14 protein-coding genes and 1 pseudogene are annotated in these 16,043 nt (G+C 71.9%); 8 read left to right on the plus strand and 7 right to left on the minus strand.

Annotated elements, in window-relative coordinates:
• Positions 1 to 12: 12 nt before the first annotated feature.
• The 3 genes and pseudogenes from BLU27_RS30820 to BLU27_RS09820 form a co-directional block, all read right to left on the minus strand.
• Positions 13 to 717 (minus strand): HNH endonuclease, encoded by a 705-nt coding sequence (locus tag BLU27_RS30820; RefSeq protein WP_277869304.1) that lies wholly within the window; start codon positions 715 to 717, stop codon positions 13 to 15.
• A pseudogene (locus BLU27_RS30825) lies at positions 691 to 1,275 on the minus strand (DUF222 domain-containing protein); the annotation flags it as partial. The pseudogene BLU27_RS30825 and the gene BLU27_RS30820, both read right to left, overlap by 27 nt.
• A 419-nt stretch (positions 1,276 to 1,694) precedes the next feature.
• Positions 1,695 to 2,105, minus strand: coding sequence for a (deoxy)nucleoside triphosphate pyrophosphohydrolase (locus BLU27_RS09820; RefSeq protein ID WP_197681761.1), 411 nt, complete (start codon positions 2,103 to 2,105; stop codon positions 1,695 to 1,697).
• Positions 2,106 to 2,293: 188 nt separating this feature from the next.
• On the opposite strand from BLU27_RS09820, the gene BLU27_RS09825 reads away from it, so the two are divergent.
• The 5 genes from BLU27_RS09825 (at position 2,294) to BLU27_RS09845 (ending at position 7,462) form a co-directional block, all read left to right on the plus strand.
• Positions 2,294 to 2,632, plus strand: coding sequence for an ArsR/SmtB family transcription factor (locus tag BLU27_RS09825; protein ID WP_092652591.1), 339 nt, complete (start codon positions 2,294 to 2,296; stop codon positions 2,630 to 2,632).
• Entirely contained in the window at positions 2,629 to 3,165 is a 537-nt protein-coding gene (locus tag BLU27_RS09830; RefSeq protein WP_092652593.1) for an SRPBCC domain-containing protein, read from the plus strand. The genes BLU27_RS09825 and BLU27_RS09830 overlap by 4 nt, the downstream gene beginning before the upstream one ends.
• 177 nt (positions 3,166 to 3,342) lie before the next feature.
• Positions 3,343 to 4,722: an MFS transporter gene (locus BLU27_RS09835; RefSeq protein ID WP_157728379.1), complete on the plus strand. Its 1,380-nt coding sequence runs from the start codon at positions 3,343 to 3,345 to the stop codon at positions 4,720 to 4,722.
• A 90-nt stretch (positions 4,723 to 4,812) separates the two neighbouring features.
• Complete coding sequence (aceB, locus tag BLU27_RS09840; protein ID WP_197681763.1) at positions 4,813 to 6,441, plus strand: malate synthase A; 1,629 nt, start codon at positions 4,813 to 4,815, stop codon at positions 6,439 to 6,441.
• 64 nt (positions 6,442 to 6,505) lie between these two features.
• Complete coding sequence (locus BLU27_RS09845; RefSeq protein ID WP_092652599.1) at positions 6,506 to 7,462, plus strand: NAD-dependent epimerase/dehydratase family protein; 957 nt, start codon at positions 6,506 to 6,508, stop codon at positions 7,460 to 7,462.
• A 37-nt stretch (positions 7,463 to 7,499) separates the two neighbouring features.
• Here the strand turns inward: BLU27_RS09845 and BLU27_RS09850 are convergent, their stop codons facing one another.
• Positions 7,500 to 8,528, minus strand: coding sequence for an aldo/keto reductase (locus BLU27_RS09850; protein ID WP_241827890.1), 1,029 nt, complete (start codon positions 8,526 to 8,528; stop codon positions 7,500 to 7,502).
• Positions 8,529 to 8,598: 70 nt separating this feature from the next.
• The gene (locus tag BLU27_RS09855; RefSeq protein ID WP_092652601.1) at positions 8,599 to 9,594 is read right to left on the minus strand and encodes an MASE1 domain-containing protein; all 996 of its coding nucleotides are present in this window, start codon (positions 9,592 to 9,594) and stop codon (positions 8,599 to 8,601) included.
• Between the two features lie 556 nt (positions 9,595 to 10,150).
• Here BLU27_RS09855 and BLU27_RS09860 point away from each other — a divergent pair.
• The 3 genes from BLU27_RS09860 to BLU27_RS09870 all read left to right on the plus strand — a co-directional run bounded on the left by BLU27_RS09860 (position 10,151) and on the right by BLU27_RS09870 (position 14,465).
• Entirely contained in the window at positions 10,151 to 11,653 is a 1,503-nt protein-coding gene (locus tag BLU27_RS09860; RefSeq protein WP_092652603.1) for an aminoglycoside phosphotransferase family protein, read from the plus strand.
• Positions 11,650 to 13,908: a phosphotransferase gene (locus BLU27_RS09865; protein ID WP_092652605.1), complete on the plus strand. Its 2,259-nt coding sequence runs from the start codon at positions 11,650 to 11,652 to the stop codon at positions 13,906 to 13,908. Before BLU27_RS09860 ends, BLU27_RS09865 begins: the two co-directional genes overlap by 4 nt.
• 101 nt (positions 13,909 to 14,009) lie before the next feature.
• Positions 14,010 to 14,465: a nitroreductase family deazaflavin-dependent oxidoreductase gene (locus tag BLU27_RS09870; protein WP_092652607.1), complete on the plus strand. Its 456-nt coding sequence runs from the start codon at positions 14,010 to 14,012 to the stop codon at positions 14,463 to 14,465.
• A 58-nt stretch (positions 14,466 to 14,523) separates the two neighbouring features.
• Here the strand turns inward: BLU27_RS09870 and BLU27_RS09875 are convergent, their stop codons facing one another.
• Entirely contained in the window at positions 14,524 to 15,345 is an 822-nt protein-coding gene (locus tag BLU27_RS09875) for a putative RNA methyltransferase (RefSeq protein WP_197681764.1), read from the minus strand.
• A 68-nt stretch (positions 15,346 to 15,413) separates the two neighbouring features.
• Positions 15,414 to 15,875 (minus strand): SRPBCC family protein, encoded by a 462-nt coding sequence (locus BLU27_RS09880; protein ID WP_092652610.1) that lies wholly within the window; start codon positions 15,873 to 15,875, stop codon positions 15,414 to 15,416.
• Positions 15,876 to 16,043 lie beyond the last annotated feature (168 nt).

Raw genomic sequence — 16,043 nt, forward strand, 5'->3', positions numbered from 1 at the left:
GGGCTGGTGGCCCTACGGGCGGAGGATGCGTCGCTGCGGGTCGGACCATTCCGGGGGTGTGTATTCGGGGTGGCCGTGGGTGCCCATGCGGACTTGCCAGCCTTTGTGGTGGATGGTGACGTGGTGGTGGCGGCAGAGGAGTACGCCGTTGGCGAGGTCTGTCGGGCCGCCGTGGTCCCAGGCGGTCATGTGGTGGGTGATGCAGCGTGGTTCGGGGATTTGGCAGCCGGGGAAGTTGCAGTGGTGTCCGTCGCGGATGGCCAGTGCGCGGCGTTGGTGTTCTTTGAAGAAACGGTCGGAGCGGCCGAGGTCGAGCACCTGCCCGTCCCCGCCGAGTACGACTGGGATGAGGTCGGCCTCGCAGGCGAGCCGGCGCACGGTGGCGGCGGAGATGGGTTTGCCGTCGGTGCCGAGGTAGCGGGCTGACCCGCCACCTCCACACGTCGGGCACCCGTCGTGCGGGTCGATGGCAGTCCCCGGGCCCGCCGGACCCTTCTCGGGTTCGGTTGATCGCCGTTTCTCCTTGTTTACTTGGTCTTCCGCCTGGCCTTCGGTCTCCGTTGATGTCGGCTCTTCGGTGTTGGCGGGCTTCTTGGTGCTCTGCTTGGCGTACTTGGGGTCTGTGCAGGGGCAGGTGCAGGGCCTGGGACGGACGACAGTGGCGGTGTCGTCGACCGTCCCCGCACCGGTGCCCTTCAGGAGGGTGTCGAGTGGGATGGTGACCGCGACCTGTGGTGGTCTGCCGCCACGGACGGGCGCTTTCGCCGCAGCGGCGAGCAGGCTCAACAACTCAGCGAACGCGTCGCCGCGGCGCTGGTCGATGGGCCGCCTGTCTGGGTCTGCCCCCTTGACGGGTTCGGCGAGGGGTTCGATGAGTTTGCGGAGCAGTTCCATCTCCCACGCCGGGAGGGTGATGTGTACCGACTCCGACTGGGGGATGCCGTTCGGGGAGTAGCGCAGGGAGCGTTTCTGTTCTGCTGTGCGGTCCTTCCTGGCCAGTTCCTTGCCCAGTTGCCGGTAGTACTCCTCCGGCGCGACCCGCTCCAGAAGCTTCGTGCCCAGCACCCGCAGCTCGTCGGGGTTGTGGAACCGGGCCGCCTCGATCAGGAACCCCTCCGCCTCGACCCGTTCCTCCGGACCCACGTAGTCGGGGAGCTTCTTGACCGCGTCGGCGATGACCTGCGCCTGCCGCACCGACACGTTCCCGGCGGCGAGCGCGTCCCCGGTCGACGGCACCTCCCTGTCCAGGTCGCGCGCGAGGCCGACGGTGGCCGAGGACTGTGCTTGCTCATCCGCAGGGCCGTCCGCAAATACACCGCCGCGTTCGGCGCCCCGGTGAGCTTGCCGACGTCACAGGCCTCGGCCTGGCGGACGACCTTCAGCTGGGCCGCCTGCAGCCGGGCGATCTCCCGGCCCAGTACCTCCAGCGCCTCCCCGGCCTGCTCGGCCGTCAACGACAGCACCGACGTGGACAACACCACGTCGTTGCCGGCGGTGACCATGCCCAGGGCAGCCAGCAACGGATGCAGCGGTGTGCCTCCGCTTCCGCTGCGAGGAGACTCCTGGGTGGTCGAAGACATGTTCGAACCCTACCGGCCACCACCGACAAGAACCCGTTGTCCACAACCGAGATTCGTCAACGCATACAGGGATTGTTGCTTGCGGCTGGGCCCGCTGTTCGTCCGGTCGGGCAGTCAGGCATCCGGCCGTACGAGGAGTGCGTGCAGGGCGGGCAGCAGGATGCGGTCCGCCTCCAGCCAGTCCAGGTTGTCGAGGTCCTCGGCATGGACCCAGCGCAGGGCACGGTGTTCGTGTGCGACCGGTTCGGCGTCAGGATCGGTGAGGGTCGCGGCGTGGATGCGCAGCACGAACTCTCCGCCTGCAAGGGAAACGTCCGGGCCGATCCGGTCGTGGACGGCGACGTCGACTCCGAGCTCCTCCTGGCACTCGCGTACGACGGCGGCGGCCTCGGACTCGCCTGGCTCGACCCGGCCTCCCGGGAGTTCCCAGCGACCGGCGACCGCCTCGGGGTAGGCGCGCTGCTGGGCGAGGAGGAGGCCGTCGCGCACGATCGCGGCGCCGACCACGATGGCGGGTCCCGACACGGCGAGCACCCTATCGGCGACCTCCGGTCCTGCCGGCGCCCCGCCCGGCTCCGGGCCGGCCTGTATCGGCGAGGTGGGAAGACCTGTGGGTGTCACAGCCCCCTCAGGTCTTCCCACCTCCCGACGAGCCCGGAGACGACCTGCGGAAACGCTGGACACGTGACTAGATGGTCACATATCTTTGGTCCGTGGCGGAGGACGACGCGGTGTTCAAGGCGCTCGCCGACCCGACGCGGCGTTTCCTGCTCGACCTGCTCTTCACGCGTGACGGCCGCACGCTGACCGAGCTCGAGTCGGAGGTGGAGATGACCCGCTTCGGGGTGATGAAGCATCTGCGGGTGCTCGAGGCCGCGAACCTCGTCGTCACCCGCCGGTCCGGTCGGGAGAAGTTGCACTTCCTCAATCCCGTACCCATCCGGCTGATCCACGACCGGTGGATCGACAAGTACACCGAGCGCCAGGTCGCCGCCCTCGCCGACCTCAAGGCGCAGCTCGAAGCACCCACAGACAAGGAAGAACGGCCATGACGAACGCGACGAACGCAACGACGAACGCGACCACGACGCAGGTCTACCGGGTCTACATCAAGGCGAGCCCGGAGGCGATCTGGGACGCGATCACCAAGCCGGAGTGGACCGAGCGCTACGGCTACACCGGGCTCGTGGAGTACGACCTTCGCCCCGGCGGCGCCTACAAGGTACGGCCCACCGCGGAGTTCCGCGCCGGGGCGGAGGCGAACGGCCATCCCGTCCCGGACGTGATCATCGACGGCGAGGTGCAGGAGGCGGACCCGCCGCGCCGGCTGGTCACGACGTTCCGGATGCTGATGGACCCCTCGCTCGCCAAGGAACCGGCCACCCGGGTCACGCACGAGATCAAGGAGATCGGTGACGGCGTGTGCCGGCTGACCCTCGTCCACGAACTCGAAGGCGCACCGGGCATCGCCTCCCTGGTCGGCGGCCAGCTCGAGGACCACGGTGCCGGCGGCGGTCACGCCTGGGTGCTCAGCGAGCTGAAGAGCCTGCTGGAGACAGGGAAGTCGTTCGCCGAAGGACGGTGACCAGCTCCGGCCGACCTGGAGTGCGGTGGACGCGTGCTGCGTGGACGCGTCCACCGCACTCGTGGGAGATGCCCGGCATCCTGGGAGGTTGAAGCGACGACAGGATCGACGGGAGCGACGTGAACGCCGGCAACGACGGTGGCGCCACGTGCGGTCGGCTGGAGAACGGAGTGGCGCGTGACCGCGACCGGACGAAGTGCGGCGACGGAGTCGAGCGAGAGCGAATCGAACAGCAGGGGCGGTGACGGCACCCGTCCGGAAACCGGTGAGGATTCCGCGGATCGGCGGCCCGGGTGGGTCCGCGCACGGCCACTTGCGGCCACCAGGGCGAGTTACGCGGCGTTGTACGCGGTGGACGGCGCGATGCTGCCGTTCTTCTCGGTCTTCCTCGCGTTCGTCCACGGGCTCGACACCGCGCAGATCGGCGTGGTCCTGGCGGTGTCCAGTGCGGCCGCGGTGATCGCGCCACCGGCGCTGACCGTGGCGGCCGACCGTTACGGCCGGGCAGAGACGTTGTTCCTGTTCGTGCTGGCGGTGTCGGCGATCGCCCTGTCGGTGTTCGCGTTCGTCGGCGGCTACTGGTGGGTCGTTTTCGTGTACGCCGCGTTCAGCCTGGCGCGCGAACCCACCCGGCCACTTCTGGACGGCATCTTCTTCGCCTCCCAGCGGCACATCCGGGCGCTGGCCGAGGTGAGCTACCACCAGGTGCGCATCTGGGGAACCGTCGGCTACATGGTGCCCGGCGTGTTGCTGTACTTCGTGCTCACCGACCGGCACTCGCTGTGGTTCCTTCCCCTGGTTGCGGCCGGGCTGGCGACGCTCGGTGTCGCGGTGGCGGCCATGCTGCCGACGGGGCCGCTGGCCGGCGCACCGGGCGCCCGGATCGGTGACCCGGGGCGCGACGGGGCCGGTGAACCCGAACCACCTCGCGAGACGGTGACGCTGACCGGGGTGGTGCGGGCAGCGGGCGCGTTGCTGCGGGTGCCGAGCACCGCGGTGTTCGTGGTCGCCATGTTCTGGCTGCAGGTGGCGGTCACGGCGTACTCCACGTTCTATCCGCTGATGGTCACCGAGGTGGTCGGCCTGTCACCGCGCTGGCTCGGCCTGGTCACCAACCTCGGCGTCCTGGTCGAGATCGCCTACATGGGGGCGTTCGGTTGGCTGGTACGCCGACTGGGCTGGCGTTGGCTGATGGTGCTCGGCGCGGCGACCGCCGCCGTCCGGGTGGCCTTGCTCGCGGCGTTCCCGACCGTCGGTGTCGTCGTCGGTACGCAGCTCGTACACGGCATGATCATCATCGTCTCGATGGTCGCCGGAAGAGTGATCCTGGACCGGCGCGCACCGGACGCCATCCGGCACACGACGCAGGGGCTGTACGCGATGCTCGTCCTCGGCGGCGGCCGGATCGTCGGCAGCGCGTTCGGCGGACTGGTCGCGAGCCACGACCTGTCGAGGGTGTTCTGGGCGGCCGCGCTGGCGGCACTGGTGGCCACGCTCGGCCTGGCCTGGAGTCTGCGGGGTGAACGGCCGGTCGCGGCGGACGGCTCGCCCTTGTAAGTTCCCAGGAGGGCAGCGACAACTCGAGGAGCGACAACTCGAGGGGCACAGGGCGAAGGGGCCGAGAGGGTGGTGCGAGTGCCGCAAGGCGTGGACGTCAGAAACGGCGAAGCCGGCAAGGTCGAGGTCAGCGGCGAGGTCGACGGGCGTGGTCGGGAGATCCTGACCGAGGAGGCGCTCGCGTTCGTCGCCGAACTCCAGACCCGTTTCGGTCCGCGTCGTGAGGAGTTGCTGGCCCGTCGGTCCGAACGCCGCGCCCAGGTGGCCCGGACCGGCCGCCTGGACTTCCTGCCGGAGACCGCACACATCCGCGCCGAGCCCGCGTGGCGGGTCAACCTCGCACCGCGTGACCTGATCGACCGGCGAGTGGAGATCACCGGGCCGACCGACCCGAAGATGGCGGTCAACGCGCTCAACTCCGGCGCCCAGGCGTGGCTGGCCGACCTCGAGGACGCCAACACCCCGCACTGGCACAACGTCGTGACCGGCCAGGTCGTGCTGTCCGACGCCGTACGGCGGCGCCTCTCGTACACCTCGCCGGACGGCAAGGAGTACCGCCTCGGCGACGGCAGGCTGGCGACCATCATCGTGCGGCCACGCGGCTGGCACCTGACCGAGCGGCACGTGGCCGTCGACGGCGAACCGGCCTCCGCCTCGCTGGTCGACTTCGGCCTGTACTTCTTCCACAACGCGCACGAACTCCTCGGCCGCGGCAGCGGGCCGTACTTCTATCTCCCCAAGCTGGAAAGCCACCTCGAGGCGCGGCTGTGGGCGGACGTCTTCGCCTACGCCGAACAACGGCTGGGCATCCGGCGCGGCCGGGTGCGGGCGACCGTGCTGATCGAGACCATCCCGGCGGCGTTCGAGATGGAGGAGATCCTCTACGAGCTGCGGCACTACGCCGCGGGCCTGAACGCCGGCCGCTGGGACTACCTGTTCAGCATCATCAAGTACTTCCGCGACGCCGGTCCGGACTTCGTTCTGCCGGACCGCAACGCGGTGACGATGACCGCGCCGTTCATGCGCGCCTACACCGAACTACTGGTGCGCACCTGCCACAAACGCGGGGCGTTCGCGATCGGCGGTATGGCCGCGTTCGTGCCCAGCCGGCGCGACCCCGCGGTGAACGAGACGGCGTTCGAACGCGTGCGCGCGGACAAGGAACGCGAGGCCAGGGATGGTTTCGACGGGTCCTGGGTGGCCCACCCCGACCTGGTGCCGTTGTGCAACGAGATGTTCGACGTACGCCTGGGCGCCCACCGCAACCAGCTGTCGCGGCTGCGTGAGGACGTCCACGTCACCGCCGACGACCTGCTCGACCTCGCGTCCACTCCGGGCGCGGTCACCATGCGCGGCCTGCGCAACAACGTCGCGGTGGCGCTGCGCTATCTGACCGCCTGGCTCGGTGGCACCGGTGCGGTGGCGATCTTCAACCTGATGGAGGACGCCGCGACCGCGGAGATCGCGCGTTCCCAGCTGTGGCAGTGGATTCACAACCGCACGAAGCTGGACACCGGGGAGAAGGTCACGCCCGAACTGGTGGGTGACGCGGTGGCCGAGGAGTACGAACGGCTGCGTGCCGAGGTCGGCACGGGCGACGGCGGCGTCGGCGACTCCCTGGACGCCGCCCGGAACCTGCTCGAACGCGTGGTGCTCGGCGACGACTTCGTCGACTTCCTCACCGTTCCCGCGTACGACCTGATCGACAGTACGACCTGAAGGGGCCGTACGACTGAAGGCCGTACGGCCCGAGACCCCAACCCTCGAAGGCAGGAACTCCCCCATGCGCGTCGTCGTCATCGGCTCCAGCGGCCACATAGGCTCCTACCTCGTGCCCGCGCTGGTCGACGCCGGGCACGACGTGGTGGCGGTCAGCCGCGGGCAGAGCTCGCCCTACCGCCGCGCGTCGGTGTGGCAGCGGGTGGAGCGGGTGGTCGCCGACCGGCATGCCGAGGACGCCGACGGCACGTTCGGCAAGCGGATCGCCGACCTGAACGCCGACGTGGTGATCGACCTGATCTGCTTCGAGCCGCCGGCTGCCCGGCAGCTGGCCGAGGCGTTGCGCGACCGGGTCCAGCATCTCCTGCACTGCGGCACGATCTGGGTGCACGGGCCGAGCGTCGAGGTGCCCACGACCGAGAGCGCACCGCGCCGGCCGTTCGGCGACTACGGCGTGAAGAAGGCCGAGATCGAGGCCTACCTGCTCAGCGAGGCGCGGCTAGGGCGCGTCCCCGCGACCGTGCTGCACCCCGGGCACATCGTCGGGCCGGGCTGGCGGCCGATCAACCCGGCCGGCCATCTCGACCTCGCCGTGTTCGGTGACCTCGCCGCAGGACGGGAGGTGCTGCTGCCCAACTTCGGCCTGGAGACCCTGCACCACGTGCACGCCGACGACGTGGCCCGGTCGTTCCTCGCGGCGCTGGAACACCGCAACGCCTCCCTGGGCGAGGCTTTCCACGTCGTCTCCCCGGCCGCGGTGACATTGCGCGGGTACGCCGAGGCGGTCGCCGGGTGGTACGGCCGGGAAGCCGACCTGCGGTTCGCGCCGTACGACGAGTGGAAGACGACCGTCACCGCCGACGCCGCCCAGGCGACCTGGGACCACATCGCGCACAGCCCGAACTGCTCGGTGGCCAAGGCTGCCGCGCTGCTGGACTGGCGGCCCCGGCACACCTCGCTGGAAGCGGTGTACGAGGCGCTGTCCTGGCTCGGTGAGCGTGGAGAGGTGCCCTCGCTCTGAAGGGTTGGGCCAAGGCTGTTGGGCCAAGGCTGTTGGCCTAGGGGTGTTGTCCGGGTGCCGGCCGGCGGCCGAAGTCCCGGATCGCCGCGACCGTCGCCGCAGGCAGGGTCCCCTGCGCCGCGGCCACGTTGTGCCGTAGCTGTGCGACCGACTTCGCGCCCGGGATGACCGTGGAGATCTCGGGCTGGGCGAGCAGGAACCGCAGCGCGGCGTGCGTCATCGTGGTGCCCTCGGGTACGAGGCCGCGGAACCTCTGCGCGGCCGCGGCCTTCTCGCGTACCTGTGCACGCGTCCACCAGACCCGGCGGTCGTCGTTAGGGAAGTCGCTGTCGCGGTCGTACTTGCCGGACAGCCAGCCGGAGGCGAGTGGGGTACGCACGACCACTCCGACACCGGCCTCGGCAGCCTCGGCGATGACGTCAAGCTGGTGTTGCTCGAGCACGTTGATGTTCGTCTCCAGGACGCTGCTGCCGGTTGTGTGCACGATCCGCCGCAGCTCGTCGGCGTTGCTCGCCCGGTCGGCGACTCCGTAGGCGCGGATGGTGCCGGCGTCAAGGAGACGTTGCAGGATGCGGTAGTGCGCGACCGTACGCCCGTCCATCAGTTCGTACGGCGGACTGTGGATCAGCGCGACGTCGAGGTAGTCCGTGCGCAGCCTGGTCAGACTGAGCTCCAGTGCCTCCTCGATCCGGTCCGGTGAGTGGTCCTCCTGGTAGCCGGGCGCCCAGAACCCGAACTTCGTGCACAGCACCACCTGGTCGCGGCGGCCTTCGAGAGCGCGGCCGATGTACTCCTCGCTGCGGCCGTCGGCGTACGGCGAGGCGGTGTCGATGAACGTGCAGCCCAGTCGTACGGCCTCGTCGATGATTCGGTACGACTCCTCCTCGTCCGGGCCCGCCCATTCCCGCCGGGCGCCGAGCTGCCACGCGCCGAGCCCGATCTCGCTCACCCGGATGCCGGATCGCCCGAGTGGCCGGGTGCGCAGTTGAGCGGGAACAGCATCCTTCTCTGCTGGTGTGGGTGTGGCTGGTGTGGGTGTGGCTGGTGTGGGTGTCGCGGACGTCATTCCGCCAGTGTCGGGCGGTACGGGCGACCCGCCCGAGCCGTTGGCGTTCGCGACGCCCGGACCAATTGGCTCAGCGCTCGGGCGTGCGCCGGTCCTGCGCGGATCCGTGCCAGCTCTTCGCGTGCCGGGCCGCCCGGTCGCGCAGGCTCATCACGTCCGCCAGCCGGTAGCACGCCTGCTCGATCTCCGCGTACGTGTGGTTGCGTTCGGCGACCATCGCCGCGAGCAACAGGGCCGTCAGCGCGGCGGAGCCGACGAACGCCTGCAGGGTGACCATCTTCGCGAGCAACGAGTCACCGGCGAACGGACCCGTACCATCCTCCGCGGCCAGGATCACGACCAGGGCCGAGACCAGGACGCACGGCGCGGCGCCCGCGAGCTGGAACCGCCAGGCGGCCCAGAACAGGAACGGGAAGACCAGGAACAGGACGTCGAACGGGCTGACGGTGCCCACTGCCGCGATCGCGAACGTGCCGCCGATCAGGAGCCCGGCCTCCAGCGCTCGGCGGGCGCTGACCTTCGCAGGCAACCTGAGCTTGCGCGCCACGAGCAGGACTGGCGCGACGACGACCACACCCATGGCGTTGCTGCTCCACGAGACGAGCCAGGTGATCCACCAGTCGTGTGGTGGGAGGACGTGAGCCGCCACGAGAACGCCGGTGGTGATCGTGGCGGTCACGGTCATGGACGCGAACGCGCCCAGGAACACCAGGGCCAGCGCATCGCGTAAGCGATCACACTCGAGCCGGAACCCCACGCGCCGCAGCAGATAGGCCGCGCACAGGGGCGCGAGCGTGCTGCCGACCGCGATCGCCGCGGCCGCCGGGACGGTCAGGCCGACCGACAGGTGCACGAGCAGCGAGCCGACGGCGATCCCGGGCCAGACGCGGTTACCGAGCAGCAGGATCGCGACCAGTGCGACACCGGTCGCCGGCCACAGCGGAGTCAGCTGGCGGCTGAGCAGTTCGTCGCGCAGGCCCAGCCAGGCGCCGACGTAGTAGGCGAACGCGACGGCGAGGATGGTGAACGCGACGACGCTGAGCCGTCGAGCGGTGAGCCCCGACACGTCGCCAGCGTACGCGCCCCGCCTGGGAGCACCGTGCCCGCGGCGACCCGCCGTACTTGCCCCGTTCGCACCCGACACGTCTTGTTTTGCATCGGAAACGCACGGCCGACGGCAACTGCCAAGCGGAGGTTGACAGAGGGTCCAACGCCGAGCGGGGCGGGGCCGGAGGACACCAAAGGCTGCCGGCTACGGGGACGTGCCACCGCCTCGTGTGGCCAAGGCACCCCGCCCGGGATGATCAGCCGATCGCCGGGAAATGACTCTGCCAGGGCCAGGTGAAGAAGCAGGCAGGACGAAGAAGCCGCGGAGCCGTGTGGGCGACGGTGACGCAGAAAACGTCTGGGCGGTCGACCGGCTGGGGCCGCGGGGTGCGGGCAGGGAAGAGCATGGTGGACGGCGCGGTCGACATCCGTGGGCCCGGCCGCTCTCGGGGCGGCGCGGGCGAGCCGTATCCCCGTCTTCGGGCCCTCCTTCGGGCACGCCTTCTTCCCTGTCCCCTCCGCCGTCCTGGGGGCGCCCGCTTCGGCACCCTCCTCCGCACTCGTCGGGACCTGCCGTGACGAGCGTCTCCCCGCCCGCCTCCGGCCAGGTCGCCCGGCTGGTCGCCGGCCACCGGGGGCTGGACGGGATCCGGCGGGCGGTCACCGACCCGTTCGCGTACGGTGCGGCGCCACTGCTGGCCCAGTGCCTGCCGCACGGCTCCCGGCTGGTGGCCCCGCGGCTGTTGCGGACGAGGTACGCGCCGGGACGCGAGCTCGCCGCGTACTACGCGTTCGCGCCGGGCCGTAACCAGTCCAGTCCGCGCCATCTGGCGCTCACCTGGTCGACCCAGCCGGCCGACCTCGCTGCGACCGGCGTACTGGAACGTGAGGCGGAGGTCCGCGGCCTGGTGGAGCCGTTCGAACGGCTGGTCGCGGCGTCGGCGGACGGCTGCCTGACCCTGGTCATCGCACCGATCGACCCGGCGTTCCCACGATTGGTACGCCACTACGAGTCCGGGTACGTGACGGCGACGGCGGCGGCCCTGGCGGGCGTGCGGACTGGACCGGACCGCGAGGTGCGCGCGCTGCGCTACCGCCCCGGCAGCCGGCACGTCCTGCGGGTGCGCACCAGCGCGGAGGACAGCGCCATCGTCAAGCTCTACCGCGACGACACCGGCGCCCGGACGGTCGCGGTGGCCACGGCGATGGAGGCGCTGCTCCCGGCGGCGGTGCCCGGGATCAGGCCCGCCCGCTCGATCGGGTACGTCCCGGCCGACCGGGCCGCCTGGTGGGCGGAGGAGCCGGGCGAACCGCTGTGGCGGCGGCTGCCCGACGTGGAGGCGGGGCCGTTGCTGCGGACCGTCGGCCGGGCGCTGCGGGTACTTCACGACACCGACCCGTCCGCGTTCACCTCCTCGCTGCCGCCGGCGGCCCCGGCGGCCCCGGCGTCCCGGACGTCCGCGGCGCCCTCCGCGCACCTCCCGGCACACGGTGCGGAGGCCGAGCTCGCCGCGACCACCCGGGCGGCCGAGCACATCCAGGGCCTGCTGCCCCGGGTGGGTGGCCGGCTGCGCGACGTCGTGGCCCGGATCGGGGACGGGCTGGCCGCGCGACCGGTGGAGTCGCCGACCCTGACCCACGGCGACCTCACCTGCGACAACCTGCTGGCGGCCGGGGACCAGGTGCGGCTGATCGACCTGGACCGGACCGGGTTCGCCGAACCCGCCCTCGACCTCGGGAAGTTCGTCGCCGACCTGTGGTGGTGGTGCGCCGAACTCGGCCTGCCCGCCGGACCGGCGGTGACGGCCTTCGTGGACGGGTACGGCGCCTGCGACCGCAACCGGCTCGCCCGCGCGCACGGCCTGGCCGTGCTGTTCCACCTTTCGCTGGCGGCGCGCCGCGTGCCGGTGCACCATCCCGAGTGGGCCCACCAGGTGGCGCGGGCGGTACGCCAGGCCGAGGACGCGGTGGCCGGTGGCGGGACGTCCGGTGGCGGGACGTCCGGAGGCGGGGCCGCACGGGTGCCGCGGCAACGCGGTCCGGGCTCCGGTGAGTCCGGCTCCGGGGGGACGCGGTGACCGCCCGCGGCGGCGGACCGCCCGCTTCTGCGCCGGTCGTTGTCGACCCGGCGCTGCCGCTGCTGGCCGAGACGATGGCCGCGGCGCGCGCCACCCCGGGCTGGACCCCGCACGACGCGCAGTGGACCCCGGGACACCGCTGCGTGCTCACCTACCAGAACTCCTCGGCCCTGAACTCCTCGGCCCTGAACTCCTCGGCCGGCGGGAGCACCTTCGTCGTGTGGGAGGTGACGCCGCTCGGCGCGGACCGCCGGGACTTCCGCGCCGACCCGGACCTGCCCGGCCTGGCCCGGGCCGCCGACCCCGGCGTGGTGAGCGACCTGCTGTCGACGCGGCTCGGGGCTGGTCACAGCGGCCCTGGCCAGGTGCGAGGCTGCGAGGTGGAGCCGGTTCGCTACCGGCCCGGCCGGCAGGCAGTTCTGCGCTACCGGCTGACCACCGGGTCCGGCGAGCAGCGGATCCTGTACGCCCGGGTGGGCGCCGCGACCGCCGACCCGGCCGCCCAGGAGGTGCCGGCGGCGCTGGCCGACCTGGCGGACCGTCCGCTGCTGCCCCCGCTGGTGGCCCGATGGCCGGAGTACGCCGCACTCGTGCACGAGGCGGCCGACGGGCGCCCGCTGTCCGCCGTACTCCGCGACGACCGGGTTCCCGCCCGGGTGAGGGTGCGGTTGGCGTACCGGCTCGGAACTCTGCTGGCTCGGGTGCATCTGCTGTCCGCGCCCGCTCCCAGCCGGTCCGGCACCGACGTCCTGCGGAACGTCACCGGGTCGCTGCCCGCGGCCGAGCACGCCGACCCGGAGGTGGCGCGGCGGCTCGCGACCGTGCTCGACCGGCTCGGCGCCTGGATACCCGCGAGCGGTCACCTGGTCCTCGGCGCCGGCGGCCTCGCGCCCGGCCTCGTCCTCGCCGACCACAACCGGTTGACCCTGCTGGACCTGCCCGAACCCGCTCGCGGCCCGGCCGAGGCCGACCTGGGCAGCGTGCTGGCCCGGATGCTGTGGCAGTGGCTCGGCCACCCGGACCAACGGCCGGTGCTGGAGGCGGCCGGCCGCGCTTTCGTGGCGGGGTACGAGCGGCGCGCCGGCCGGGTCGATCCGGAGGCGTTGCTGTGGTGGCGGAGCGTGCGGCTGACGGCGTTCGCTCTCCGCCGCTACACCCGGCTGGACACCGCGAGCTGGAGCCAGGTCGCCGGGCTGACCGACTGCCTGGACCGGCTGGTGTCGGCGCTGCCGACGCGGGTCGCCGCGCCGCTGGCCGCCCACCTGCTGGACCGGCGGGCGGTCGATCAGGCGTTGCGCCCGCACCTCGCGAAGGCCGCCGCCGAGCCGGCCGCGGTGGAGGTGACGGCCGCCCGGCTGGTGCACCACGTTCCCGGCCGCCACACCGTCGTCCGCTACACCGTGCGCGGACTGCTGTCCGGAGGCGGGCCGGCGGAGGTGGTGGGCAAACTGTTCGCCCAGCCGTTCCGCGCGGTGCTCGCCGAGGCCAACCTGCGGGCTCTCGCCGACGGGCCGTTCAAGACCGGGCCGCTGCGGGTGCCCGAACCCCTGCCGGCGCCGGTCGAGCGCGGTCTGGTCCTCTACCGGCACTGCTCCGGGACGCCGCTGGACCGGCTGGACGGAGACGCCGCCGTCGCCGGGGTACGCGCCGCGGCTCGCTGGCTGGCCCGGTTGCACGGCTCCGACGTCGTACTGCCGCGCCGGCTCGACCTCGCCGCCGAGACCGCCCGCTGCCGGCGGTGGGCCGGCGTGCTCGGCGACCGGGAGCCAGACCTGCACGCCCTCGCCTGGCGGCTCGCCGACGGCTGGGCGCTCGCGGCGGAGACCGCGCAGGCCGGTCCGGCCGCAGGGGACGCAGCGATGCAGGTGCCGGTCCACGTGCCAATCCACGTGCCGATCCACCGGGACTTCCACGCCGCGCAGGTGCTGGTGGGCGAGTCGGTCACCGTGCTGGACGTGGACGACGCCGGGATGGGCGACCCGGCGTTCGACGTGGCGCAGTTCTGCACCTACCTGGAGGCCGGCACCGACCCGACGCGGGCGGCCGCACTGCGCCGGGCGTTCCTGCATGAGTACGCCGCGGCGGCAGGCCGGCCCTACGCGGGCCGCACCGCGTTGTTCGGTGCGTACGCCTGGCTGCGTATCGCCCGGAACCTCGCCCTGGGAAACGGGCCGCTGCCGCTCACCGACGGCCGGGGACGCGTCCGCGCGGTGGCCCGGGCCCTGCAGCGCGGCCTCGCCTGCCTGGACACCTGAGCCGCCTGCCACCTGAGGGTGCGTCGCCGACCCGGCCGGCGTACGGGAACACCGGCCGCCGGCAGGTGGTTGTCGCCGCAAACGAACGAAGCGGAGAACCCATGACTGACACCAGCGAAACCGACGAGACGAAGGACTGGAACACCCGGATCATCGAGGAGTTCCGGGCGAACGACGGGAAGGTCGGCGGGCCGTTCGAGGGCGCGAGCCTGCTGCTGCTCACCACCGCCGGGGCGAGGTCGGGGAAGCCCCGCATCTCGCCGCTGATGTATCTCGCCGACGGCGACCGCGTCCTCGTGTTCGGGTCGTACGCCGGCGGACCCAGGCACCCGGCGTGGTACCACAACCTGCGCGCCAACCCGCGTGCCACGGTCGAGATCGGCACCAGGTCGTACGAGGTGACCGCCGACGAAGTGAGCGGCGCCGAACGCGACGAGCTGTACGCGCGCCAGGTCGCGGTGGCCCCGGGCTTCGGTGAGTACCAGGCCAAGACCGACCGGATCATCCCGGTGGTGGCGCTGCGCCCGGTCGGTGGGGCGAGCTTCGACCTCGGCTGAGCGGCGGCGCGGCCGCGACCGGGCCGGGGCCGCGCCGTTCCGGCCTCGTTGGGGAGTGCTACCGGTCCTTCCCGGCGCGCCGGAAGAACGACAGGACGAACGACGCGGTGGCGCGCACCGGCTCGGTCAGCTCGGCCAGCCGGGCGCGCTGGTCACCCCGGTCGAGGTGGTGCGCGTTCGGTCCCATCGCGACGACGCGGCGTACGTCGTCGGGGGAGAGCGTCAGCTCGACCGTGCTGGTCTCGCGTACGGCCGGTTCGAACTCCCCGGCCAGCGACGAGTCCAGTTGGTCCAGCTTGCCTTCGTGCACGTCCAGCATCGTCACCAGAGTGCGCAGCTCGGCCAGGTGCCCGGCCGTCGGCGTCACCACCGCTAGCACGCCGCCGGGACGCAGAACCCGCGCGAACTCCGCGGGGTTGCGTGGTGCGAAGACGTTCATCACCGCCGAGGCCGAACCGGTGGCCAGCGGCCACGGTTGCCAGATGTCCCAGCCGACCGCGCCCACCCGCTCGTGTGAGCGGGCGGCGCGGCGCAGCCCCGGTACGGAGGCGTCCAGGGCGAGACCGGAGGCGGCAGGTAGCCGGTCGAGTACGGCGCCGAGGTAGTAGCCCGTGCCGGCGCCGGCGTCGACCACCAGACCCTCGTGCAGGTCAGTGGGCAGCAGGGCGGCAACGCCTTCGGACAGGCGGCCCGCCAGTGGTGCGTAGTGGCCCGCGGCGAGGAACTCCGCCCGGGCGGTGGCCATGTCGCCGGAGTCCGCCAGCGGCGGCCGGGACCGCGCGCTGAGCAGGTTGACGTACCCCTGGCGGGCGACGTCGAAGCTGTGCCGCTGCGGACAACGCAGAACGCCCGGTGCGCGGGTCAGTGAACTCCCGCACACCGGGCAACGCAGTGCGCCGACGACGGCCGGCGGCGGGGTCTCGCGCGCCGGGCCGTGCTGATTCAGGCTCAGGGGGTGGGCCGGTCGACTCCGCCCCGCCAGCCGCCGGTCTCGGTCCCCCGGGACTCGATCCATTCCTTGTACTTTGCCAGGTCGGCCCTGACCTGGCGTTCCACGAGTCCGAGCTTCTCCCCGGCCTTCTCCACCAGGCTCTGCGGCTCGATGTCGATCTGGACCATCACCTTGGTGCGGTTCTCGTCCAGCCGGTGGAACGTCACGACACCCGACTGTGTGGGCGAACCGCTCTCCGTGGTCCACGCCACCCGCTCGTCCGGGATCTGCTCGGTGATGCGGGTGTCGAACTCCCGGCGAACACCACCGATGTTGGTGACCCAGTGGTTGTGGACGTCGTCGATCTGGGTGATCTTCTCCACGCCGGACATGAACCGGGGGAAGTCCTCGAACTGAGTCCACTGGTTGTAGGCGGTCCGGATCGGAACGTCGACCACGATCGATTCTTCGCTGGACATGTCAGCCTCCTCGTTACCGCGTACGTTCAGCGCTGATCCCCGTTTCCCAGGGCCTGCCCGACTTTGGGTTGCGCAAACGCGGCCCGGCCTCGCGGCTACGGGCGTCGGCGCGCACGGCTAGGGTTCGTGCAGCGGATCAGGTACAGACCCGACTGGACCCACGCAATC

The organism is Actinopolymorpha singaporensis (assembly GCF_900104745.1).
Classification (GTDB): Bacteria; Actinomycetota; Actinomycetes; order Propionibacteriales; family Actinopolymorphaceae; genus Actinopolymorpha; species Actinopolymorpha singaporensis.

What these genes read in the sequence shown, in the direction of transcription:
- BLU27_RS09830 (WP_092652593.1), top strand. Translation starts at nt 2,629, where the DNA reads ATGACGAACGCGACGAACGCAACGACGAACGCGACCACGACGCAGGTC.
- BLU27_RS09845 (WP_092652599.1), top strand. Translation starts at nt 6,506, where the DNA reads ATGCGCGTCGTCGTCATCGGCTCCAGCGGCCACATAGGCTCCTACCTC.
- BLU27_RS09850 (WP_241827890.1), bottom strand. Translation starts at nt 8,528, where the DNA reads ATGACGTCCGCGACACCCACACCAGCCACACCCACACCAGCCACACCC.
- BLU27_RS09870 (WP_092652607.1), top strand. Translation starts at nt 14,010, where the DNA reads ATGACTGACACCAGCGAAACCGACGAGACGAAGGACTGGAACACCCGG.
- BLU27_RS09880 (WP_092652610.1), bottom strand. Translation starts at nt 15,875, where the DNA reads ATGTCCAGCGAAGAATCGATCGTGGTCGACGTTCCGATCCGGACCGCC.